This window comes from Paraburkholderia steynii, from assembly GCF_900100565.1.
GTDB classification, from domain to species: Bacteria; Pseudomonadota; Gammaproteobacteria; order Burkholderiales; family Burkholderiaceae; genus Paraburkholderia; species Paraburkholderia terrae.
This window is the reverse complement of the sequence record NZ_FNDI01000018.1, coordinates 75,946-97,556: the sequence shown is the minus strand read 5'-3', so window position 1 is coordinate 97,556 and position 21,611 is coordinate 75,946. Positions and strand designations below refer to the sequence as shown.

At 62.1% G+C, this 21,611-nt stretch carries 21 protein-coding genes and 1 pseudogene; 4 read left to right on the top strand and 18 right to left on the bottom strand.

Features of this window, described 5'->3' with window-relative positions:
* Positions 1 to 11: 11 nt before the first annotated feature.
* Together BLT65_RS28675 and BLT65_RS28670 are read left to right on the top strand one after the other, a co-directional pair.
* Positions 12 to 845 carry a DODA-type extradiol aromatic ring-opening family dioxygenase gene (locus tag BLT65_RS28675; protein ID WP_091783932.1) on the top strand — a complete coding sequence of 278 codons (834 nt, stop codon included), beginning with the start codon at positions 12 to 14 and terminating at the stop codon, positions 843 to 845.
* A 102-nt stretch (positions 846 to 947) separates the two neighbouring features.
* Complete coding sequence (locus BLT65_RS28670) at positions 948 to 1,370, top strand: DoxX family protein (protein WP_091783929.1); 423 nt, start codon at positions 948 to 950, stop codon at positions 1,368 to 1,370.
* A 714-nt stretch (positions 1,371 to 2,084) separates the two neighbouring features.
* Here the strand turns inward: BLT65_RS28670 and BLT65_RS28665 are convergent.
* The 6 genes from BLT65_RS28665 to BLT65_RS28640 all read right to left on the bottom strand — a co-directional run bounded on the left by BLT65_RS28665 (position 2,085) and on the right by BLT65_RS28640 (position 8,966).
* Positions 2,085 to 2,978: a LysR family transcriptional regulator gene (locus BLT65_RS28665; RefSeq protein WP_091783927.1), complete on the bottom strand. Its 894-nt coding sequence runs from the start codon at positions 2,976 to 2,978 to the stop codon at positions 2,085 to 2,087.
* Positions 2,979 to 3,006: 28 nt separating this feature from the next.
* On the bottom strand, positions 3,007 to 3,234 hold the full coding sequence (locus BLT65_RS28660) for a hypothetical protein (protein ID WP_091783924.1): 228 nt from the start codon (positions 3,232 to 3,234) through the stop codon (positions 3,007 to 3,009).
* 58 nt (positions 3,235 to 3,292) lie between these two features.
* On the bottom strand, positions 3,293 to 4,585 hold the full coding sequence (locus BLT65_RS28655; RefSeq protein ID WP_091783921.1) for an NAD(P)/FAD-dependent oxidoreductase: 1,293 nt from the start codon (positions 4,583 to 4,585) through the stop codon (positions 3,293 to 3,295).
* A 98-nt stretch (positions 4,586 to 4,683) separates the two neighbouring features.
* Positions 4,684 to 6,225 carry a DHA2 family efflux MFS transporter permease subunit gene (locus tag BLT65_RS28650; RefSeq protein ID WP_091783918.1) on the bottom strand — a complete coding sequence of 514 codons (1,542 nt, stop codon included), beginning with the start codon at positions 6,223 to 6,225 and terminating at the stop codon, positions 4,684 to 4,686.
* Between the two features lie 13 nt (positions 6,226 to 6,238).
* Positions 6,239 to 7,453: an HlyD family secretion protein gene (locus BLT65_RS28645; protein ID WP_091783915.1), complete on the bottom strand. Its 1,215-nt coding sequence runs from the start codon at positions 7,451 to 7,453 to the stop codon at positions 6,239 to 6,241.
* A 16-nt stretch (positions 7,454 to 7,469) separates the two neighbouring features.
* Positions 7,470 to 8,966, bottom strand: a complete 1,497-nt coding sequence (locus tag BLT65_RS28640) for an efflux transporter outer membrane subunit (RefSeq protein ID WP_091783912.1) — start codon at positions 8,964 to 8,966, stop codon at positions 7,470 to 7,472.
* A gap of 215 nt (positions 8,967 to 9,181) precedes the next feature.
* Here BLT65_RS28640 and BLT65_RS28635 point away from each other — a divergent pair, with 215 nt between their 5' ends.
* Positions 9,182 to 9,799, top strand: a complete 618-nt coding sequence (locus tag BLT65_RS28635) for a TetR/AcrR family transcriptional regulator (RefSeq protein ID WP_091783909.1) — start codon at positions 9,182 to 9,184, stop codon at positions 9,797 to 9,799.
* A gap of 398 nt (positions 9,800 to 10,197) precedes the next feature.
* Here the strand turns inward: BLT65_RS28635 and BLT65_RS48050 are convergent.
* The 12 genes and pseudogenes from BLT65_RS48050 to BLT65_RS28575 all read right to left on the bottom strand — a co-directional run.
* Positions 10,198 to 10,564, bottom strand: a pseudogene (locus tag BLT65_RS48050) (transposase); the annotation flags it as partial.
* 14 nt (positions 10,565 to 10,578) lie between these two features.
* Positions 10,579 to 10,974, bottom strand: coding sequence for an SDR family oxidoreductase (locus BLT65_RS48790; RefSeq protein WP_425273159.1), 396 nt, complete (start codon positions 10,972 to 10,974; stop codon positions 10,579 to 10,581).
* An 87-nt stretch (positions 10,975 to 11,061) separates the two neighbouring features.
* Positions 11,062 to 12,012, bottom strand: a complete 951-nt coding sequence (locus BLT65_RS28620; protein ID WP_091783899.1) for an NAD-dependent epimerase/dehydratase family protein — start codon at positions 12,010 to 12,012, stop codon at positions 11,062 to 11,064.
* On the bottom strand, positions 12,009 to 13,013 hold the full coding sequence (locus BLT65_RS28615; RefSeq protein ID WP_091783896.1) for a fumarylacetoacetate hydrolase family protein: 1,005 nt from the start codon (positions 13,011 to 13,013) through the stop codon (positions 12,009 to 12,011). Before BLT65_RS28615 ends, BLT65_RS28620 begins: the two co-directional genes overlap by 4 nt.
* Positions 13,010 to 13,606, bottom strand: coding sequence for a cupin domain-containing protein (locus tag BLT65_RS28610; protein WP_091783893.1), 597 nt, complete (start codon positions 13,604 to 13,606; stop codon positions 13,010 to 13,012). The genes BLT65_RS28615 and BLT65_RS28610 overlap by 4 nt, the downstream gene beginning before the upstream one ends.
* Positions 13,603 to 14,406: a cyclase family protein gene (locus tag BLT65_RS28605; RefSeq protein WP_091783889.1), complete on the bottom strand. Its 804-nt coding sequence runs from the start codon at positions 14,404 to 14,406 to the stop codon at positions 13,603 to 13,605. Before BLT65_RS28605 ends, BLT65_RS28610 begins: the two co-directional genes overlap by 4 nt.
* Positions 14,403 to 15,548, bottom strand: a complete 1,146-nt coding sequence (locus tag BLT65_RS28600; protein ID WP_279634489.1) for an MFS transporter — start codon at positions 15,546 to 15,548, stop codon at positions 14,403 to 14,405. The genes BLT65_RS28605 and BLT65_RS28600 overlap by 4 nt, the downstream gene beginning before the upstream one ends.
* Before the next feature lie 76 nt (positions 15,549 to 15,624).
* Positions 15,625 to 16,752, bottom strand: coding sequence for an FAD-dependent oxidoreductase (locus BLT65_RS28595; RefSeq protein ID WP_091783883.1), 1,128 nt, complete (start codon positions 16,750 to 16,752; stop codon positions 15,625 to 15,627).
* A gap of 97 nt (positions 16,753 to 16,849) precedes the next feature.
* Complete coding sequence (locus BLT65_RS28590) at positions 16,850 to 17,254, bottom strand: Rieske (2Fe-2S) protein (RefSeq protein WP_091783881.1); 405 nt, start codon at positions 17,252 to 17,254, stop codon at positions 16,850 to 16,852.
* A 14-nt stretch (positions 17,255 to 17,268) separates the two neighbouring features.
* Positions 17,269 to 18,234: a VOC family protein gene (locus BLT65_RS28585; RefSeq protein ID WP_091783879.1), complete on the bottom strand. Its 966-nt coding sequence runs from the start codon at positions 18,232 to 18,234 to the stop codon at positions 17,269 to 17,271.
* Positions 18,235 to 18,262: 28 nt separating this feature from the next.
* Complete coding sequence (locus tag BLT65_RS28580) at positions 18,263 to 19,423, bottom strand: alpha/beta hydrolase family protein (protein WP_091783876.1); 1,161 nt, start codon at positions 19,421 to 19,423, stop codon at positions 18,263 to 18,265.
* A gap of 20 nt (positions 19,424 to 19,443) precedes the next feature.
* A complete protein-coding gene (locus BLT65_RS28575; protein WP_091783873.1) occupies positions 19,444 to 20,334 on the bottom strand; it encodes a SphA family protein in 891 nt (296 codons plus the stop codon).
* Between the two features lie 342 nt (positions 20,335 to 20,676).
* Between BLT65_RS28575 and BLT65_RS28570 the strand changes: the two genes are divergently transcribed.
* Complete coding sequence (locus BLT65_RS28570) at positions 20,677 to 21,600, top strand: LysR family transcriptional regulator (protein ID WP_091784164.1); 924 nt, start codon at positions 20,677 to 20,679, stop codon at positions 21,598 to 21,600.
* Positions 21,601 to 21,611: the final 11 nt, after the last annotated feature.

Here is a 21,611-nt window from a genome sequence, read left to right as displayed (position 1 = left end):
AAAGTCTCCCGATGAATATCCACCGTCTTCCCACATACTTCATCAGTCATGGCGGTGGCCCGTGGCCCTGGATGACTGGAGATTTCCGTAGCTACTACGACAAGCTGGAACAATCGCTGGTCGAAATGCGTGCCGAATTGGGCGACATGCCGGAGGCAATACTCGTGGTTTCCGGCCACTGGGAAGAACAAGGCTTTTCAATTTCATCCGATGCCCGGCCCGGCATGGTCTACGACTATTACGGATTCCCCGAATACCTCTATCGCATCAGCTACGCCGCACCGGGCTCACCTGAGTTGGCACAACGCGTGCGCGACCTACTCATGGACGCCGGCATCCAGGCGAAGCTCGACCCGACGCGTGGATTCGATCATGGCACCTTTAGCATCATGAAGCCGCTCTGCCCGGATGAGAACATTCCGGTTGTGCAGCTTTCGCTCGATTCGCTGCTTGACCCTGAGCTCCACCTTGCGGTTGGGCGGGCGATCGCGTCGCTACGCGACGAGGGCGTTCTGATCGTCGGCAGCGGCCTCAGCTATCACAACCTCAGCGCCATGCGGGATTCCAGCGGATATGAACCGTCGCGCCTGTTCGATGCCTGGCTGCAGCAAACGCTAATCGACGCATCCCCTGATGAGCGGACAAAGCGATTGATCGGGTGGGCACGGGCCCCCTGCGCCCGTGCCGCTCACCCGCGGGAAGACCATCTAATCCCGCTGATGGTCGCAGTCGGTGCTGCCGCCAACGAACCGGGTGCAGTGACCTACCATCAGACTGACTTTGCCGGCGGGATCACCGCATCGAGTTTCCGCTTTGGGAATCTCGGTGCACCAGGGCTTTGCTGATGCCTCGTCGCTTTTAGCCCATCGGTTCCATCGCGCATCTAAGCTTGGTCTTACATGTTTATTAATTTTGTTTTCCTAACTACATTGAAAGGAACATCAACAATGCCACCCTCCTCCACCGTTGAGACTTCCCGTTCCGGCAGTCTCCTGAATATAGGCATCTGGATCGCCCAAGCCCTCATTTTTGTCGGTTTCGTAGTGATCGGATGGATCAAGTTGTCAAAACCGATTCCCGAACTTTCTGCCATGTGGCCATGGACCGGACAGTTGCCCGGAATCGTCGTACGCACGCTCGGTGTCGTCGACATCGCCGGTGGCGTTGGCATATTCCTGCCCGCCCTGCTGCGGATCCGTCCGGGGCTTACCGTATTGGCGGCGCTCGGCTGCGTCGTACTTCAGGTGTGTGCGCTAGTGTTTCATGCGGCGAGGGGCGAGATCGCCGTGACACCCGTTAACCTGATCTTCCTGGCACTTTCTGCATTTGTGCTGTGGGGGCGCCGCACGCGGCCCATAACCTCGCGCTGAAAGTTCACCACGGCTGATGTCTTCACACCTGCGGTAAGGCGCATGGTGCCGAGGCCATTCCGCTGCCATGTCGTCTCTCCACGCCCAACTCTTTACGGTGCCGCCTTCCGCTCGGCCGCGCGGCTGTCAATCAACCTGAGCGACGACCGTGAACTCACCAGCTCAATATACTGCTTCGACGGTCTATTCGACAGCAAGAAGCATTTTGCGCTGCGTTTCGGAGATGTCCCACTGGAGGCCCCGCTCGTGCGCGTACATTCCGAACGCATTACGTGAGATGTGTTTAGCTCGGCACACTGCGACAGCGGTCCGCACATAAACGAAGCCATTCGTCGACTTTCCGACGAAGGTGGTAAGCGGCCCATTGCCTGCAAGACTCCCACTGCTCCCACAATTCGAGCGCCACCGTATAAACCCCGCGCGCGAGCACCCAGTTGGCCTCGCATTGAGGTCACAGGTCATCTCCCCGAATTCCCGGACCGGCTAATCGGCCGTCCCTTTGGGCGCGGCCGCTCAGTGGCCCAAGCTGCCTACATCTATCCCCGGAGCGTTTGGAAACACCTCGACACTGTCTACGCGCGCACCGCCGTGGTTCACCTCATGATCGTGGCTGAACGGCAGCGGCATGTGAAGCGTCGGAATTGACTCAATCTCACGAACGGGATGCGGCTTGCGCTGCTCGCCACTGTCGTCGACAAATCCCGACCTCTCGCATCAACCGAAATGGCTAACCACGAGGTCTATGAACTCCCTCACCTTCCGTGGCACGAAGTCCCGACTCGGATACACGAGCGAAACGGCCACGTCCGTATTGCGGAGCGAAAATTCGTCAAGAACGTGGACAAGCGTCTTTGCACGAACCGCATCCGCAACCAGCTCGTAGGGCAGCAGGGCAATGCCCATGCCGTTGAGCGCTGACTGCATTTGCATCACGAGGCTGTTGACGGTCATCGACGGTCGAACAGTTACGACTTCTTCGTTTTCCTCACGGTCAACGAAGACCCACTCTTGCTGAGCGCCGTCGGTGGGTACTGAAATCACCCTGCATTTCCTCAGGTCCGCAGGCGTTTTCAGATTGCCCGCCTGGGCAAGATAATCGCGCGACGCTACCGGAATGGCGAACGAACTGATCAGCCGCCGCACGATCAATGTTTCGGAGCGGACCATCTGCTCGCTCACGATCCCCACGTCGAAGCCCCCTTCGAGCATGTCGACACGCCGCTCCGTCAGCGTGACGTTGGGGTTCACTCGCGGAAACCTTGCCTGGTAGTCCGCGAAGAGCGGGGTGAGCTGCAAAAGCGAAAAGCTGCCCAATGCAACGATGCGAATCTCACCGCTCAATTCCATTTGCTCCGTCGTCGCGCGGGATTCGGCTTCTTCGAGTTGTTTCAGGAGGTCCCGGCAGCCGTCAGCGTACTCAGCGCCCGCCTGGGTCAGCACGACTTTGCGCGTGGTGCGCTGAAAGAGACGGATGCCGAGATGTTTTTCCAGGCTCGATACATGGCGCGTGACGACGGACGTCGACGTGCAGAGCCGCTCCGCCGTCTGCACGAAGCTCCGGCAATCGGCGACCTGGACGAAGACCTGCATGGCTTGAAAGAGATTCATAGCTGGGGACGCACACGGGAGTCGGCTGTCAGCGTCGCTGGTTGTTCACCCGGCCGTCCCGCCAGGCAATGCGCATCGCGCATTCGAGGTCGTTCACGTACTCGTTCACCACCTTTTCGTATTCGGCGGTGTTTGCTTCGCAGTCGGACGGATTGCGTTTGCCCTGCGCCTTGCGAATCGCGCAGACGCTCGTGTGGAGCATCGTCATTTCGTCCCACATTGCGCGGGAACGTCCTGTGTCGTCGTCGTTCATCATGGCTGATCCGTCTGGTCGCGGCATGGCTGGCCGCTGCGCTAATGCGGGCAATGCGTCGTCAACTCAGCCTGATCTTCGGCTGGACCAGTCCGTTGATCTGCTCGGCTGTCCACATCAGCGCCGCCCTTCCGAAACCGTGAAGCGCCTGCTGATGGCGTCGATAAAGCATGGCGTGGCTCAGTTGCGCAAACCGCCCACGAATGAAGCCGCCGGGCAAAAGGCCAAATCGGCCCAGTGTGCCGAATGCGCCGTAGTCGCTCAGCGATACGAGCGAGCCGAAGTCCCGAAACGCGAATTCCGGCATCGGCACGCCAGCGAGCCAGGCAGGTAGATGACGTGCCAGATGCTCGGCCTGTTGCGTGGCCACTTGTGCGGTGGGCGGTAACGGACGCTCATGGTTATCAGGCGTCAAGCTCGCGCAATCGCCGAGCGCGAACACCCGGTCGTCGCGGGTCGACTGAAGCGTTGCATCGATCACGATCTGATTCGCGCGATTGGTCTCCAGCCCGGCCAGCTCGCTCATGAAGTCCGGCGCCTTAACGCCCGCGGCCCACACCATGAGATCCGCCTTCACCAGGCGGTCGTCGCCGTGCCGGAATCCTGCCTCCTGCGCCGCCGTGACGCGCGCCGAAGTCAGTACGCTAAAGCCGATGTGTTCGAGCTGCTGCTGGGTCGATGCGGAAATCGCCGGCGGAAACGAGGCGAGCACGCGCGGGCCGCTTTCGAGTAGCGTGAGACTCAGCCGGCTACGCAGCGTCAAATCGCCGTATCCTTGCGCGATTTCGAGCACCCGGCTCAATTCGGCGGCGAGCTCGACGCCGGTGGCGCCGGCGCCGACGATTGCAACGCGCAGTCTTTCGTCCCGGACCGCCGCACGCAGCATGCGCGCTCGCAACACGCCGTTGAAGGCTTCGGCCTGCTTCTGGCTGTCGATGAAATGACAGTGCTGCCTGACGCCGGGAACACCGAAGTCGTTTGCCCGACTGCCCAATGACAGCACCAGCACGTCGTACGGAACCGCTCGTGCCTCCAGCACCAGTTCGCCTTCGGGCGTCCTGACTTCATTGAGCAGGACTTCCTTGCGCTCCCGGTCCAGTCCGCACATCTCGCCTGGCTGCCAGGCGAAGCGGTGTGCACTCGCATGCGCGAGGTAGCTCACCTGTTGTTGTTTCACATCGCGCGTGCCGGCCGCGATGGTATGCAGCATCGGCTTCCAGATGTGCGTGTGGCTGCTATCGATCAGCGTCACGGACACCTCGTGCGAATGCGCAAAATGGTTGCCAAGCCGCGTGGCGAGCAGAATGCCGGCGATGCCGCCGCCGACGATGACAATGCGTGTTGCGTTGGACATAACCGTTCCCTGTTGATGACGGCTTGCGAATTCCGCGCGAGGACGAAGAAAGCACGCGGCTTCCGTGCGCCCGTAGTGCATCCTCATGCACCTCACCTTCAGTGCGCCTGTGACGTATCCGCGACCCGCGTCGGTTTCGGCGCCAGCCAGACCGCCAGCGCGGCGAAAATGAAGCACGCCCCTGCAATCGTGAAGAGCTGATTGGTCGCGAGCATCACGGCCTGCGACTGCACCACGTCGCTGATCTGTGCCTGTGCCTGACTCGCGCTCCAGCCGGAATTCTTCAGCATGGTCGAGAAGTGGCCGGCCTGATCGACGAGTCCCGACAATTCCGCACGGTTATACTTGGTCCGGTCTTCCCAACCCGTATTGACCAGCGACGTCGCAATCGCGCCGCCAAAGGTCCGGCAAAAATTCATGAGCCCCGCCGCCGATGCGGTTTCAGGTTCCTCGACGCTGCTCAGCGCAAGACCCGTGAGCGGCACGAAGAAGAAGGGCAAGCCGACGCCTTGCAGCAGCAGCGGCAACGCCACCTGCCAGAAAGTCATGTCGGTGTTCGCATGCGTGCGCAACAACGTGATCGCGCCGAGCCACATCACGCCGGCGAACACCAGCCAGCGGCCGTCGAATCTGGACGACAGGTTGGCCGCGAGCGGCGCCGAGAGCACGGCGAGGATGCCGGTCATCGCCGTGGCGCACCCCGCCCACGTCGCCGTGTAGCCCATGTAGTTCTGCAACCACAACGGCGTCAGCACTGTCGCGCCGAAAAACGCGCCGAACGCCAGCGTGATCGTGACCACGCTAGCGCTAAAGCCACGATGACGGAACACCCGTAGATCGACGACGGGGTGACGGTCCGTCAGCTCCCAGATCAGGAACGACGCAAAGCCGATCACCGCCGTGATCGCGAGCACGCGGATTTCCGTCGATGCGAACCAGTCGTGATCCTTGCCTTCGTCGAGCAAAATTTGCAGCGCACCGACCCACACGACCAGCAGCGCGAGACCCACGGCGTCGATTGGAACGCGCATCAGGCTCGTCTCGTAGCGCTTGAGCAAACGCCATCCGAGATATCCGCAGATCAGCGCGACTGGAACGTTGATGTAGAAGATGTACGCCCAGTGCATCCGGTCGCAGATCACGCCGCCGAGGATCGGGCCCATGACCGGCGCGACCAATGTCGTCATGCTCCACAAGCCGATCGCCGCGGCCGCTTTCTCTTTCGGGAAAATGCGCAGCAGCAGCGTTTGCGACAGCGGCATCAGCGGCCCGCCGGCGAGTCCCTGGAACACGCGGAACAGCACCAGCATGTCGAGCGAAGTCGCCATGCCGCACAGCGCCGAACACAGGCCGAACATGATGAGCGACGTAATGAACACGCGCACCGTGCCGAAGCGGCTTGCCAGCCAGCCGGTCAACGGCACGGTGATCGCTTCGGCCACCGCGTACGACGTAATGACGTAAGTGCCCTGGCTGGACGACGCGCCAAGTGCGCCGGAGATGGTCGGCACCGACACGTTGGCGATCGTCGTGTCCAGCACCGCGACGAAGTTGGCCGCGGCCAGCAGCAGGGCCGCGCCGATCAGCATGCCGCCGCTGAGTGGCGGCAACGGGATATCCCGCGTTTGGCTGGAAGACATGGTCGGCGCGGCCTCAGCTTGCGGGCGTGGCGTTGTCAACGCCGCCGTGGCGCGTATCGACGGTCGCTTCCATCGACAGGCCGACTCCCAGCGGATGCGCGCGCAGATCGGCCGCGTCGATGGCCACCCGCACCGGCAGGCGCTGGACCACCTTGATCCAGTTGCCGGTCGCATTCTGCGCGGGAATCATCGCGAACGCCGAGCCCGCGCCGCCGGCCAGTCCCGCGACCTTGCCGTGGTAGACGACCTTGCCGCCGTACAGGTCGGACGTCAGCTCTACGGGCTGACCGATCCGCACCTTGTCGAGCTGAACTTCCTTGAAATTCGCGTCGACGTGCAGCGAATCCACCGGCACGACGGACAGCAGCGACGCGCCCGGCTCGACCCGCTGACCCACCTGTACCTGGCGGCGCGCGACGACGCCGTCGACCGGCGCGCGCAACACCGTGCGCTCGAGATCGACGCGGGCCTGATCCCGCTTTGCACGCGCGAGCAGCACTTCAGGATTGGTGTCGACGGTGGTGTCCACGAAGAGCACCTTGTTGGCGCCCTGTGAACCAATCGCCGCCGCACGGCTCGCCTGCGCCTGCAATGCGGCGGCTCGGGCCGCCATCAACGCCGCCTGGGCGCTCGTGAACGAAGTCTGCGCGTTGCTGAGTTCCTCGCCCGAGACCGAACCTGAATGCGCAAGCGCTTCGCGGCGCTTCAGGTCGATCGCCGCGCGGTCGAAGTCGGCCTTGGCCGACGCGATCTGCGCGTTCATGCGCGCTTCGTCGGCCGCGCGCGCGTCCACCTGGGCGGCGAGACCCGCGTCGGTCGCGAGGTAGCCGCGCACCCTGCGCTCGGCGCGTCCGACTTCAGCTTCAGCCTGCTCGAGCGCGAGCTTAGCATCCGTGTCGTCGATCACGACGAGCACGTCGCCTTTGCGGACATGCTGCGTATCGACCGCGGCGACGCTCTGCACGATGCCGCTCACCGACGGCGTGATCGACGCGATTTCAGCAGCGGTGTAAGCGTTATCAGTCGACACGTAACGCGAGCCGACGAAGTACCAGTAGCCGCTGTAAGCGAGGCCGACCAGGACGATAACCACGCCCAGCAAGCCGAACATTTTCTGGCGGCGAGCAACTGGCGGGGCAGCCGTCGCCGTCTTGTCGCCGGCAAATGTGGAACGGTCGGTGGCCGGTACGGACGGCGCGTCGGCGGCGGAAGAATGGCTTTGAGACATGTTCTGGTCCTTGGGATCAGCTTTGATTTTTCGGGTTCGTTTCCGGGTTCGTGGTGGCGGCGGGCGGGGTGGCGGCCGATGCATTGGCAGAGCCGGCGGCGTTCGCCTGATAGCCGCCGCCGAGCGCGCGCACGAGCGCGACATCGAGCGTGAAGGTGCGCGAGCGCATGTCGGCGAGCTGACGTTGCGCGCTAACCAGCGTGTCGGCGGCACTCAATACGTCGAGATAGCCGGACAGACCACCCTGATAGCGCTGAAGCGCAACATGGTGCGATTGCGCGGCCGCGTCGTAGGACGCCTGCGTTGCCTGCAAGCGGTCGTTGAGCGCGCGTTTGCTGACGGCGACGTCGGCGACGTCGCGCAGCGATTTGGTCAGCGTTTCGTCGTAGTCGGCGACGGCTTCCTCGTAAGTCGCTCGCGCACCGCGCAACTGGCCGCGCAACCGGCCCCCGTTGAAGATCGGCAGCGTGATAGCCGGGCCGACATTGCCGACCGCCGAACCCGCTTGCGTCAGCATGTTCAATCCGAGCGACTGGAAGCCGATCATCGCGGAGAGATTTACGTTCGGATAGAAGCCGGCCTTCGCGACGTCGATCCTCTTGCTCGCCGCTTCCGCGCGCAAGCGTGCCATCACGACGTCGGGACGGCGGCCCAGCAGGCCGAGCGCAAGATCAGCGGGCATGCCTACCGGCTGCGTCAGATCCACGGCCGGACGGCCGATGCCGAGGCCTCGATCGGGACCATCGCCCATCAGGGCGGCAATCCGGTTGCGGGTGAGCGCGATCGATTCGTCGAGTTCGAAAAGGTCGGCGCGCGCGCTTTGCTGCCTCGATTCAGCCTGCTTGACGCCGGCCTGCGTCTCCAGTCCGTTGGCGAAACGTTCGGCGAACAGTTGCGCGGACTGCGTGCGGACCTTGACCGCCACTTGTGCGCTGTCTCGTTCGGCGAACAGACGCGCGAGATCCGCGTACGCGTCGGCGATCGACGCCGCCAGCACCATGCGGGCCTGGGCGACATCGGCGCGCGCCGCGTCGAGTTCCGACGTGGCGGCGGCAAGCGACGCGCGGTTCTTGCCCCAAAAGTCAATCTCGTAGCTGAAGTTAAGTTCAGCGGAGCCGTACGGACGCCATCCGTGCGGTACCAGCGCAGGCGGGAAGCCGTTGTTGTAGCTCTGCTTCTCCTTTTCGACAGACCCTTGTGCACTGACTTCAGGCAACAGCGCGGCGCCCGCTTCCTGCGCCGACGCTTCCGCATTGTGCAGACGCGCTTGCGCGGTCGCCAACGTCGGCTCGCCCTTGAGTGCTTCCGCGATCAGCCCGTTCAACTGCGGATCGTTGTAACGCAGCCACCACTGTTCCGCGGGCCATGCCGATTGCGCGTTCGCGCCCGCGCTGAAACTGTGCTCGGTCTCGTAGGTGCTGACATCCTTCGGCGACGGCTTTGGCGGCATGTCAGGCAGTGGCGCGCATGCGCTCGCCAGCACGGCCACGGCAAGCCCCACAGCAAACCTCATGACCGACTTCGTCGTTCGTACCGGACGCGCCCGCCCCCCGATCAATACTGCGTCTGCCACGATCCACACCTCTTTCTTTTATAACCATACCGTACAGTCTATTTAATGACAGCGTACAACGTCAATGAAAATAAACTCATCCGTACAGTTTTGGTACTATCCCGCTCTACGATATTGAATAGACGTTGCTCGTCAAAGCGCAGGGAAATCCCGTAATGAGAAAGAAAACAGAAGAGAAGCGGCAGGCCATCATCGACGTTGCTTTCGAGGTATTCAGCGAAGTTGGCTTCGAGCAGGCGTCGATGTCCTTGATTGCCGCGCGAGTCGGAGGGTCGAAGGCAACGCTTTATAGCTACTTCGAATCGAAGGAAGATATGTTCGCCGAGGTCATGGTCGGCTCCGCTTCGCAGGAAATCAAGGCAGCATTCGCCTCACTCAAGCTATCCGTGCCGCTGCGCGATGCGCTGACAAGCTTCGGCAAGAACTATCTGGCTGCCATGCTTACGCCACGAATGCTGGCCATTCGCAGGCTGGCCAACAACGAAGGCGGCCGTTCGCGCGTGGGGGCCCTGTTCCACGAAAGAGGACCGAAGTTTGGCTGGCAGATGGTGACGGACTTTCTGCAGAAGTCAAGCGAGGCCGGACAGCTACGCAAATGCAATCTGACAGTTGCGACTGCGCACCTTCGCGCGCTCTATGAGGCTGAATTGCTCGAGCTTTGCCTGCTGGGAGTGCCGACGGACACATCGCCGCGCAACATCGCAAAAGTAGTCACGCGGGCGCTCGACGTTTTTATAGCCGCCTATGGTGGTAACACCGATAAAAGCCGCTAGGTCAGGACGCACGCGCGTCGATATGTGACTGAGAGGGCCCTCGTCCTGCTCGAGCCTGCCGGCCGTTCGGCACGTCGTAGCGGCCACGCCGTCCACATGGCGCTGACCTCCAACACACTCCAGTCGGGTCTCACAAATCGTCGTCACGCCAACTTTTTTGAGGCGGCGTTTGCGTCCCAAGCCATATTAACCTGAGATTGCATTCGACATCTGTCCGGCTTCGCCGAATTGCGCAGGCAGGTCCAGGAAAACTCAGATTCCCGGCCCCCACGGATGTCCGCGAAGCGTTCCGCAGTCGCGTGCCCCAACTGACGGGCAAGTCGTACTTGAGGCCGCACAGGCGTGGTTGGGGGCAGCCGTATGTGGTTTGCCGCTGCATCTCCATACACCGCCTTACACTATGTTGATGAATCGGTCCTGCGCCTGAACTCGTGTGGCGAGCAGCACCTCATCACCTCATGAGGATACTCCTCGCTGCAATACTTGAATGCAACGGCGAGCTCAGTCACGTGCAGCGGTCACGGCATCGGGTTTAGCCACAAAAAGCGACGTAGTCGCGTTTCATCGTCGTCGCAAAGCTCTCCGCCATTCCGTTACTTTGCGGGCGGCAAACTGGCGCGGTCAATGGCGTTAGTGCAATGGATGCAGCAAAGCTTCGGGTCTTATCCGCCTTGCACCCCGAACCGCTGTCCGTCAGCACCCGATTTCAGACGGCCCCTTCAAGACGTTGAAAGATCGCTCCTTGATGGCTGCGAGCATTATGTTATCCGGGGGACCTCTCAAGATCTCGGGGCAGACGTTGCGATTCGCCCTCGCATGACGCCATGCATCCATGCGACGCTGTGGAGACTCGCCTGCATCACACGAAACCATGCGTCGTCGGTACCCTCACCTGGTGGGACGACGGCCCCCCGGATGCCCGCATCGCAAACCAGTGCATCGATACGCCCATTGTGCTGCAACGCCTGATCGACCAACGCTGCGATTCGGCCGCGCTCGGATACGTCGCAGGCAATGCCGGACGGCATTTTCTCCGTCCCCCGAAAAAGGCGCATTGCCGTCCCGGAACATGCCTCATCATCCAATCCCGTTACGGCAACAGCGGCGCCGTGAGTCGCCAGCCCATGAGCGCTGGTCAGACCCAAGTAGCCTGTCGCGCCAGCGATCGATACCACATTTCCGGACAACCAAGGAGGTTTGCCAGCCAGCTATTCAAACAGGTCTTCTTTCCAAACGATCCTGCACCATCCAGGCATTGCGGTTCAATCGTCGGCCAGCGCGCGCATAATCAGCGCATCGATAGTGCCATCGTGCTGGAAACCGGCCTCGATTGCGCGACGGTCGACCAGCGACGGCTGACGCCCAAACAGCCGCTCGATCGCTTCCTGGGGGGCATAGTCGATCGGCGCTGACCCGAATCGATTAACCAGCGCATCGACAATCGCTCCAACTTCCAGTCGCAGCGTAGGCGGCGCCCAGACACGCTCGGTGTGCAGGCCATCGGAAGGGATACGCGCGGCATGCAGCAGGTTGTCGACGCAACAGGCACGCGACATCCACCAGGCGGTCGCCGACGGCGATACTGGGCACGTATAAGGCCGACCGAGTTGTGCCGACCGAAAGATCGCGCTCATGAAGGCCGAGCCGTGCCCGGTCGACAGACCCGGCCGCGCCACAATCCCCGGCAGGCGCAGTGAACGGCCATCCAGCTTGCCGCGGCGCGTCCAGTCGTAGAGGATCTGCTCGCCGATCAGTTTGTGCACGCCGTAACTGGTCGTAGGCCTCGGAAGCGTATGTTCGTTCATCTGCAACGGTAGCGACGCGCCGTATACGCCCACACTGCTAGCGAAGACGACTCGCGCCACTCTTGCATGCGCTTCTGCCTGTTGCGCGAGCCGCTCGAACAGCGCCAGTGTGGCGTATAGATTGATGCGGTCGCCTTGCACATGATCGGCTTCAGCCTGAGCACCGGGCATGCTCGCCAGATGAAAGACAATATCGATGGCTTCCGACAGCAATGAGTCGAGCGTGCATGGCGCACCGATATCACCTGTGATGACCCTGACGCGAGCGTCCGCGGGAACCGCGTCGACTTTCTGGTCGACGAGCAGCAGTTCCGTCACATCGCCGGCGCAAGCGATACCTTCGCGCAATAGCCGGCGAACCAGCGCGACACCGACGAAGCCGTTGGCGCCCGTTACCAGGACTCTCATCGTTGGGCCTCGCCGTTGCTCGCAATTGCCGCCGGCACAACACGCTGATCGATTGCCCCGAAGGGCGCCCCTCCCTCCTCGTCACGCGCTATCATCCTGACCCGATCGCCGAAACACATAAAGCCAGTTTTGGCTTGTCCTTCATCGAGGATCTCGATCACCCGTCGCTCGGCAATACACGTCGACCCCGCCGCGCGGTCGACATTCGATACAGTGCCTGAACCGATAATTGTCCCCGCCGACAAGCGGCGCGTTCGAGCCGCGTGTGCAATGAGTTCACCGAAGCCAAAGTTCATCTCGCTGCCGCAAGGGTAGCCAAACCATTCTCCGTTCCACTCGACATGTAATCGCAGGTGCACGCGGCCATCGCGCCACGTCGCTCCTAGCTCATCAGGCGTGAGCGCGACGGGCGCGAAACTCGTCGAAGGTTTTGCCTGCAGAAACCCGAAGCCAGTCCTCATTTCCCGCGGCCCGAACCCGCGCAGGCTCCAGTCGTTGATCTGCACGACGAGACGAACATGGGCCAGTGCGGCTGTCGCCGACACACCCATCGGTACCCCGTCAACTATCACGCCGAACTCGCCTTCGAAGTCGATGCCGTCGTGCTCGTCCGGTAATGGGACGTCGTCTGTCGGACCCAGGAAGTCGTCGCTCGCGCCCTGGTACATGACCGGCACCGTTTCGAATTCGGGAATAGGCGCCGTGTTGAATGCACGCTCCATCAAGCGGCCGTGGTTCAGGAACGCAGAACCGTCACACCATTGAGGACCGCGCGGCAGTGGCGCGGCGCATGCTGCCGGGTCGAACGGGAAGGCCTCGGCCGCACGGCCATCGTTCAACTCTTCGTATAGCGTTTGCAACAGCGGCGCCACTTCCGCCCACTGTTCGATCGCATCGAGCAAGGTGTCCGCAATTCCACGCGCCTTCACGACATGACGAAGGTCGCGCGAGACCACCAGCAGCGCGCCGTCGCGATGACCGCGCAAAGTGGCAAGTTTCATCGTGTTTCCGCCCCCACGGTCGTGTTGAGAGCCGTAGCAATGGCACTGTGATACGCCCCGTCGACAAGGACGAACAACATGCGGCACACCCGGTTCGAGCGGTTAGCCCACGCGTGATTGGTCCCGCGTTGTATCACAACGCTGCCGGGCGCAAGCGTCACTTCCCCTTCGTCGAGAATCAACGTCACTTCGCCGTCGATCACGACCCCGTAGTCGAGCGTCTCGGTGCGATGCATGAGCGGATGTGGAGAATCCCCTTGCACCGTCGACACATTGGCGTCTCCCGTCTCGCTAAACGCGGCGTGCATCTTCGATGCGCCCTGTGCGAGAAACTCCTGCGTATCCGGTGGTATGTCAACGAAACGGAAGCGCGTACCACGTTTTGGAGGCGGCAGCATCAGGGGACCGGCGCTCGGGTCCGGCCCGTTGTCCAAGCAAGCTGGACTGTCCGCAGTCGACCAGACTTCATGGAATACCGTGCCCGGAATGGCCTGGATTTCGACCACAGTCTGCAATGGGCCATCCGACGCGACGACGGCGCGTCCTCGCGCGTCGTGGGCGGTGACGATCCGGCGTATGGGTGGCAAGCTCATGTCGTTCCCTCATGGAATATTGCAACGGCGCGCGTCCAGCCGGCCGACGCGCCACGAATCTTGTGCGGAAAGCAGCTGATGGTGAACCCATGTGACGGCAGCGCTTCGAGGTTGTGCAGCTTTTCGAGATGGCAATAGCCGATGTCGCGCCCTGCCTTGTGGCCCTCCCAGATCAGCGAGACATCGCCGGTCTCGGCGATCTTCTTCGCCGTGTAGGAAAAAGGCGCATCCCAGCTCCATGCATCAGTGCCTGTCAGCCGTACGCCGCGCTCCAGCAGATACATGGTGGCCTCGTAACCCATCCCGCAACCGGCGTTAACGTAGTCACGATGTCCGTAGCGCGAACCCGCGTGCGTGTTCACGACGACGATGTCGAGAGGTTCCAGCTCATGGCCGATCCGGGCTAGTTCCCTCTCGACATCGGCGGCGGTAGCGACATAGCCATCCGGGAAATGTCGAAAGTCCAGCTTCACGCCCGGCTGAAAGCACCACTCGAGCGGGACCTCGTCGATGGTCGTGGACGCCTTCGGGCTCCCGAGGCTCGCGTCCATCGTGGAATGGAAATGCCACGGCGCGTCGAGGTGCGTGCCGCTATGCGTCGTCAACGTGACCCATTCGGCAGCGGCGGCTTCGCCGTCCGGGAAGTCTTCGACCTTCGTTCCCGGCAGCATGGCCAGGAATTCGCCCACGGTATCCGCATGTCCCTGGTAGGTGATTTTCGGCGCGAGCGGCGGCGGGTCGGACAACACGTCGTTTTCGAGGTAAATCGAAAGATCAATAAATCGGCGATTCGGTTTCATGCGGAAACTCCCGTGTTCCGTACATCGTGTGAAAGCCGGGAAAAGCAGAAGGTCGCGATCGCGGCAACCGCCACCGCCGCCGTGCCGAGACTTCCGTAGCCGAATTGCTTGACGAGGGTGCCTCCAAGAATCGGCCCGATGGCGGCGCCTGTCATTAGCATGGCGGGCGTAGCCGCAACGGCGCGGCCGGTCCTGTCGAGGCGCGCGAGGATGCCGAACGCGAAGGTGTGGGTGAAGATCATCACCGCGGCGAACACCGAAGCGCAAACCGCATACGGCGCAAAGGTGCTGCTCTGCGTAAGCGTCACCGCGATAACGGCCTGCGCCAGCGGCCCACATTGCACGACTCGCACCCCGCGCAGGCGCGATTCGAGGAAGCCCGCGAGCGGTGCGGGTAGCAGGTTCACGAGACCCAGAGCGATGAGCACACCTGTGACCGCGGAGAAACCGAAGCCGCGATCCAGTCCGATGCGCTGCATAAAAGCAAACACCATGGCCTGCGTCAGTCCCATGCAGGCAACGCCGATCATGCCAAACCAGACAGCCCGGTCAAGCCGCGAGCCGGCGCTCGCCGCGCCGATATCGCGTGAGCGGGTCGTCGGAAACGCCACCGCGCAGATGAACGCGGTGACGGCCATCACGCCAGCGAACACGTTGAAAAGCGCCCTGCCGCCGTGAGCCGCGATCAGGCCCGGCGTGATGCCAAGAAATGCGATGGCGAAACAGCCTAACGACAAGCCGGCTACCGCGAAGAGCCGGTGCGGGTTAAGACTGCGGCCCATGGTTCCGTGCGTGACGCTCAGACTGCTTCCAACAGAGAGCCCGGCCACGAGATGCAGGCCGGCCATCAACTCATAGCGGTCGATCGCCGCTGCCACGGCGAATGCGGCCGCGGCAACCGCGAAGCCCGCCGGTGCAATGAAGCGTGCCTGCAGGCGGTTCAGGCGCGGTGAGAGGAACACGCTGCTCGCGACCGCGCCGACGAGAAACAGTGTGACCAGCGCGCCGGCGCGCTGCGGGTCAAGATGGTAGTCGCCTATCAGCGTGCCCACCCAGACGGGCAGAGCGACCAGGTCGACCATGCCGGCGCAGTGCGCGGCGAGCAGCGCCAACACGCCAAGGCTGCCGTATCGCACTACCACGGGAGCGTCGGCTTGCGCGGCCGGCTTTTGCACAACGTCTGCTGTGATGTTCTGTACCATTGCTTGCTCCTTCGCCTCAGATCGGTTGTGCCAGGCTCATGAGCGTCTCGCGCATGATCTGGGCGTGTTCTGCCTTGTCGCATCCGCAGATCTCAATGTCGCCAAGCCGACCGGAGTTTTCCACGACGATGCGACATCGTTCCCAACGGCGTGACTGGAACGCATGCAAGGCCGCGTCGAGCGTCGCGCCGCGCCCTAGTTCCTCGGCGAGCACGATGCCATCCTCGACGCCGATGCCTGCTCCGGCAGCCATATGAGGCGTCGTGGCATGCACCGCATCGCCGATAAGCACCACGCGACCCGCAAACCACGGTTGGGGCACAAGCAGCCGTTCCAGCGGCCGGTAGATAACGCTCGAATGCGGGCCGATCTGGTCACGGATGGACTGAACGAGCGGGGCGCTGAAAGACGCCAGCAGATCGCACAGCATCTGCGGCCAGCGCTGCGGGTCGACGCGCTCGTTGGTCGGACGGTCCTCGGTGACGAAGACATACATCTCGTCGTGCGAAACGGGATTCACGCCTGCCTTTACCTTGTGGCCCATCCACATCGTTGCGCATGTGATCTGCGCCGGGCGCGGCACGACCGCACGCCAGATGCCCTGGCCGGTATAGCGGGGCTCAGGCGCGTCAGGAAACACGGCCTGCCGGACTTTCGAGTAAAGGCCATCAGCGCCGACGACGAGGTCATACGTGGCCTGCGTACCGTCGGTCAGCGTCACCTCGACGCAGTCGTTCCGTTGCACGATTTGAGAGAAGGTGCATCCCAGGCGTACGTGCACACCCGCCGCTCTCGTCGCCTCGGCAAGAATGTCGGCCAGAATCGGTCGCATGATCGCGCCGCCGCCCGGAATGTCCGGTCCCGCCACGCGAGGCGTCGGCAGTTGCCCCAACGGAGCGCCGCTCGACGCAAAGAGGTTGACGCCGTCGCCGCAGTAGCCGCGCGCCATCACCGCTTCGACCGCGCCGATCGTCTTCAGCGCGCGCAGCGTCGGACCGCCAATGCTGATGCCGGCGCCATAGGCGCGCCACTCGCGATCGATCTCCACGAGATCGACCTTCAGCCCCTGCTTTGCGCACTGAATCGCAGTGGCCATGCCGGAAAAGCCGCCTCCAACTATGAGGACATGCCGAATGGAAGTCATGCTGACCGTCTCCTGATTTCATCTGGCGCCCGCCTTCGTCATACGCGTGCGCGCTTTCTGTGTTCGAATGTTGTGCGGCTGTTGTGCGAATATGCTCTTACCGCCGCACTTTTTCGTCCCCAGCTTCGTCGCACGTTGGTGCAGAGTCCGGGGACATGAATATGCATACGTTGCCGTCTTCTGTCACAGCCGCGTCGAGCCTCGTCAACCGCTGCCCGATGCACGGCCCGGCCAGGCACTCACCGGTCGCAATATCGAACTGCGCCCCGTGCGCGTGGCAGACGATCCGCGTGCCGTCGCCGTTCAGATAGGCGTCCTTGCGCCACGCCATAGGCGTACCACCGTAGTGCGGACACGCGTCGAGATACGCAAACACCTCATCGCCGCGGCGAACAAGCAGCAACGTATCGCGCCCCTGTCCGCCGGGATCGAAGCCTCGCGACCCGGAGTCCTCGAGGTCATCGAATCGGGCGAGGCGAACCGGCAAAGCAGCAACTGACATGACGGCGCCTCGTGCTAACCGGTGACCTTCGCAGCGGCGTTCGCCGTTGCCGCGGCAGGCGCGCCGGGCGCCCACTTCTCGCGATGCTGGAACAGGAACAGTTGCGAAGCGTCCGCCCCCATCGGCGCAGTTCTCGCAGTCCAGCCATCGTCGTGCAGGTCCATGTCCGCGTCGTACTCGACGTGGCAGCCCAACGGGCTGTTGAAGTACCAGAACCAGTTCGATCCGAACCGGTGACGCCCCGGACCCCAGAACGACTGGTAGCCCTTCTCGACGAAACGCGTACCGGCTTGCAAGACCTCGGTGGGTCCACCCATATGGAAAGTGAAGTGCTCACAGCCTTTCATGAACGACGGCGTCTGGATCATGAACAGCGTGTGATGATCGAGCGTGCCTGCTGGCCGCAGGAATGGCCCAACACCGGTGAAGCGGTCCGAGCAGCGAAAGCCCAGACGTTCGACATAGAACGCTTCGGCCTTTTCAGCGTCGGGCACGAAATAAACAACGTGGGACAGCGAGCGAGGCGTGAGCTCGACGTTGTCGTCAACGCCAACCACGTTCGGTCCTCGCTGCGCGGGCGCGCCGGGGGCATTGACGGGCTCCGCAGGCAATGTAAGCGAACGCCTTGCCGTAATCTGAAAACCGAGTGCAAAACCCATGTCGTCGACCGATTCTATCGAGCCGTCCGTAAGCTGTCTTACTTCACGGTCCCGCCGCAGTTCCACCTCGATGGCGTTCAGCGTTGCGGCATCGGCCACACCATAGGTTGTCTTGCGCAGCATGCTCCCCGTGGCGAGCGCGGGCGGTAAAGCCGGGTCGTCGGCACGACTTATTTCGATGGCAGTTCCATCGAGCGCTTCGAAGCGGCCGCCGGCCTCATCCGCACGGACGGGCACGAGACCGTAGTCGAGAAGGTACTGGTTACAGCTTGCCACGTCGTCCACGCCGAAGACGAGCGTGTCGGGTCCGATGATGTTCATGAGCGCGAGTTCAAGTTAAAGGAATGGGTCAGAGAGCGGTACGCCCGCCCAGCGTTTCGGCCACCCAGTCGGCGATGTAGTGGCCTGCGTTGATCGAGTTGTCGAAGCTGGAGTGCTGGACGCCGCCTTCGCGATCGGTAAAGATCTTGAGCTCGCGCTTCGGACTATTGACGAGTTGCTCGTAAGTGCGGTGCGCCCACGTCACGGGGATCTGCGAATCTTTCTCCCCGTGTGTCACGAGAAACGGAACCTTGATGCGATCGAGCACCCCGTCGAGGTGAACGTTTTCCGCGATTCGCATGAACTCATCGACATCCCTCGCGCCCCACACCCAGCAAACGTGGCTCCAGTAATGTGGCACCGGAAAATCTCCTTCGCGTTGCAGGCGCTTTTTCTGAACGTCGCGCCAGTCGTGATTCGCGCCCCACACGACACCGCAGGCAAAGCGCGACTCGAACGCGACGGCGCGCGGACAGTAATAGCCGCCGAGTGACACGCCTTCCATGCCGATGCGCGTGGGATCAACGTCGTCGCGCGTCTCCAACCAGTCCACGATGGCGCTCGCCCACACCTCGGTGTTGTACACGGCGTGCAGGCCGTCGAGGCGCAGCGCTTCGCCCGTGCCGGGCTGGTCCACGATCAGCGACGACACGCCGCGTGCCGCCAACCATGCGGGCAGTCCTACGAGGTATTTCATTTCCTTCGTGGAATCGAGTCCGTTGACCTGAACCAGCAAGGGACTACGCGCGCTGGCGTCCTTCGTCTTCACCAGCAGACCGGAAAGGTGGCCGCTGCCGTACGGAATCGTCACCCGTTCGCAGTTCTCGCCGAGGAGCCTCACGCCCCTCGCGAATGTCTCGAGCGAGCGTCGATACAGATCGATGCGCGCCGGAGCATCATGCGCCAGCAATCGTTCGGCGGTAATCAGGTAGATCGCAGCCCGCTTGAACTTTTCGCCAGCCGATAACCTCCGGCCATGGGCCTCGTCTTCGCTCGCGAGGTCACAGAGGCGATCGGCCATGTTCGACCATACCTGTCTGAAGGCGCTGGTTCCTTCAGCATCGGGCTGCTTCGAGGCCTCCTGCAAGGGCGCACACATCTGTTCGATTTCGCCGATACGCGCCCCCATCTCGATGGCGAGGTCGACAGACAGGTTCCAGACGTAGTTGGTGGGAAAGTAGCGAAACATGTAAGTCCTTCGGAGTTCTATCAGTATCCCGCAGCAGCTTCCGGCGGTTTGGCCCACAACGGAATCGCGACGTTCAGCCAGATCGCGTTGCTCTTCGAGGTGTTGGCCGCATAAAGGCCCTGCTGATAGTTGAGGTTGATATTGAATTTGCCCGCGTCGAAGACGATTGAAGGACCGAGCGCGAGTGTCTTCGCTCGATTGGCGGCAATTACTGAACCGTTCTGCCGGTCGTCCGTATACTGGTTCAGGTACGCTCCGACAAGGCCCAGTTTCCATTTGCCGATGTTCCATCCGGCCTCGAATTCGCCCACGTATGCCGTGCCGGACCGGTAGCCCGTTTCGCCGTTTTCGCGATTGATCAGCAGGCGGTTGGCGACGCCCAAGTCGATACCACTGGGATCGTTGTAGCGCAGCGAGACGACCGGTTGCAGCGACATGTACCCCACCGCCACGCTGGGCTTCGAGGGGCTGTACGAACCCGTCTCGAAAGCAAAGTCGAAACCGCTGGTGAACGTCAGATGCCGCGCCAGGCTCCAGCTCAGAAGCACGGGAGTCAGCGTGATGTTGGAGAGGCCGTTCTGGGTGCCCTGCTGACCGGCGATATTCGTATGCAGCGATACGACCGGCAGGACAAGCTGCGAATACACGTTGGCGCCGAGCACGGTGAACGGGTACGAAGCAAGCAGGCGCGTCGTCGCTGAAAACGCAGACGTATGAAACGGAAGCGGCAGCTTCTCGCCGTTGTTGCCGTAAAGCCCGTTGGAAAAGCTGTAACTGAGCTGTTCCAGAGCGAAAAGTCCGGGGATGGGCGGCATCTCCGCGATGTTCGTTCCCACCGCGCCCGCCGGATAGGGAGAAACCCCGCCTTCGAGAGCACAGGCGTTCTTCGAGCCGAGCGCGACAAACATCATGCAGCCTGCGGAAGCGGTGACGACCGCGGCGAATCCTCTACGCAATTTCCGTCTCCTCATTGCCGACGCCTCATGGGCAGGTCGGACATGTCTTTTATCGATCAATGGGTGCAGCGAAACTCAACTACGGCGGCGTGAAACACTGCAGCGGCATCCCGACGTGCAACCGCGATCTGGTCGTATCAGGACAGGCTTTAGATTAAGATGCACTCGCGTAGCACTCAAATGGATTGCATCCATTCGCTATATGGGTGGCCTGAATACTTTTGGGAGAAACCCTTATGCCGGACCACGTTGCTGGATGCCGGCACTGGGAGACGATATTGAACGGAGATGGCGCGCATGCGCTTTAACAAACTCGATCTGAATCTGCTCGTGGCACTCGATGCTTTATTGACGGAAGAAAGCATCAGCCGGGCAGCCGAGAAAATCCACCTAAGCCAATCCGCCATGAGCAACGCGCTGGCGCGGCTGCGCGAATACTTCGACGACGAGTTGCTCGTGCAGGTTGGGCGCAGGATGGAGTCGACGTCACGCGCCGACGCCCTGAAAGACGCCGTGCGCGACATCCTCGTTCGGATCGACGCGACAGTCGCCGCTCAGCCAGAGTTCGTTCCCTCGCAATCGAACCGGCTTTTCCGGATTCTGGTTTCCGACTACACGATGATGACGCTCATGCCGCACGTACTGGAGCTCGCCTATCGGCAGGCACCAGGCATGCGCTTCGATTTGCGGCCTCAGGTCTCCAACCCGCAACGCGTGCTCGAGCGTGGCGAAGCTGACCTGCTGATCATTCCCAAGGACTTCTGCTCGACCGAGCATCCGTCGGAAATGTTGTTTGAAGAATCGTTCTGCTGCGTGTTGTGGAATGAAAGCAACCTGGCGAGCGATGACATGACAGCCGCACGATATACGGCATCCGGTCACGTGGTCGTCCATCCCGGTGACGGCATTGCGCTCGAAGATACGTTCATGCAACGACTCGGCATCATACGGCGCGTCGAGGCGAGCACATTCAGCTTTCTGTCCCCGGCGCACCTCGTGGTCGGCACGCACCGTATCGCGACGATGCACACCCGGCTCGCGAGGCAAGCCGCGCGATCCTTACCGGTCACCATACGCGCCATGCCAGTTGCAATGCCGAAGATGGAGCAATGCGTCCAGTGGCATAAGCATCGCACGTCGGATCAGGGAATCGCGTGGGTACGCTCGCTGCTGAAAGAGGCGGTTCTCGCCATGGACAACGCGTCGGCCAAAGTGTTATGAAAGCGGTCTCC

Bases quoted from the DNA above. Each gene is read 5' to 3' on its own strand.
- BLT65_RS28675 (WP_091783932.1), top strand. From the start codon at position 12: ATGAATATCCACCGTCTTCCCACATACTTCATCAGTCATGGCGGTGGC.
- BLT65_RS28670 (WP_091783929.1), top strand. From the start codon at position 948: ATGCCACCCTCCTCCACCGTTGAGACTTCCCGTTCCGGCAGTCTCCTG.
- BLT65_RS28665 (WP_091783927.1), bottom strand. From the start codon at position 2,978: ATGAATCTCTTTCAAGCCATGCAGGTCTTCGTCCAGGTCGCCGATTGC.
- BLT65_RS28660 (WP_091783924.1), bottom strand. From the start codon at position 3,234: ATGATGAACGACGACGACACAGGACGTTCCCGCGCAATGTGGGACGAA.
- BLT65_RS28655 (WP_091783921.1), bottom strand. From the start codon at position 4,585: ATGTCCAACGCAACACGCATTGTCATCGTCGGCGGCGGCATCGCCGGC.
- BLT65_RS28650 (WP_091783918.1), bottom strand. From the start codon at position 6,225: ATGTCTTCCAGCCAAACGCGGGATATCCCGTTGCCGCCACTCAGCGGC.
- BLT65_RS28645 (WP_091783915.1), bottom strand. From the start codon at position 7,453: ATGTCTCAAAGCCATTCTTCCGCCGCCGACGCGCCGTCCGTACCGGCC.
- BLT65_RS28640 (WP_091783912.1), bottom strand. From the start codon at position 8,966: ATGAGGTTTGCTGTGGGGCTTGCCGTGGCCGTGCTGGCGAGCGCATGC.
- BLT65_RS28635 (WP_091783909.1), top strand. From the start codon at position 9,182: ATGAGAAAGAAAACAGAAGAGAAGCGGCAGGCCATCATCGACGTTGCT.
- BLT65_RS28620 (WP_091783899.1), bottom strand. From the start codon at position 12,012: ATGAGAGTCCTGGTAACGGGCGCCAACGGCTTCGTCGGTGTCGCGCTG.
- BLT65_RS28615 (WP_091783896.1), bottom strand. From the start codon at position 13,013: ATGAAACTTGCCACTTTGCGCGGTCATCGCGACGGCGCGCTGCTGGTG.
- BLT65_RS28610 (WP_091783893.1), bottom strand. From the start codon at position 13,606: ATGAGCTTGCCACCCATACGCCGGATCGTCACCGCCCACGACGCGCGA.
- BLT65_RS28605 (WP_091783889.1), bottom strand. From the start codon at position 14,406: ATGAAACCGAATCGCCGATTTATTGATCTTTCGATTTACCTCGAAAAC.
- BLT65_RS28595 (WP_091783883.1), bottom strand. From the start codon at position 16,752: ATGACTTCCATTCGGCATGTCCTCATAGTTGGAGGCGGCTTTTCCGGC.
- BLT65_RS28590 (WP_091783881.1), bottom strand. From the start codon at position 17,254: ATGTCAGTTGCTGCTTTGCCGGTTCGCCTCGCCCGATTCGATGACCTC.
- BLT65_RS28585 (WP_091783879.1), bottom strand. From the start codon at position 18,234: ATGAACATCATCGGACCCGACACGCTCGTCTTCGGCGTGGACGACGTG.
- BLT65_RS28580 (WP_091783876.1), bottom strand. From the start codon at position 19,423: ATGTTTCGCTACTTTCCCACCAACTACGTCTGGAACCTGTCTGTCGAC.
- BLT65_RS28575 (WP_091783873.1), bottom strand. From the start codon at position 20,334: ATGATGTTTGTCGCGCTCGGCTCGAAGAACGCCTGTGCTCTCGAAGGC.
- BLT65_RS28570 (WP_091784164.1), top strand. From the start codon at position 20,677: ATGCGCTTTAACAAACTCGATCTGAATCTGCTCGTGGCACTCGATGCT.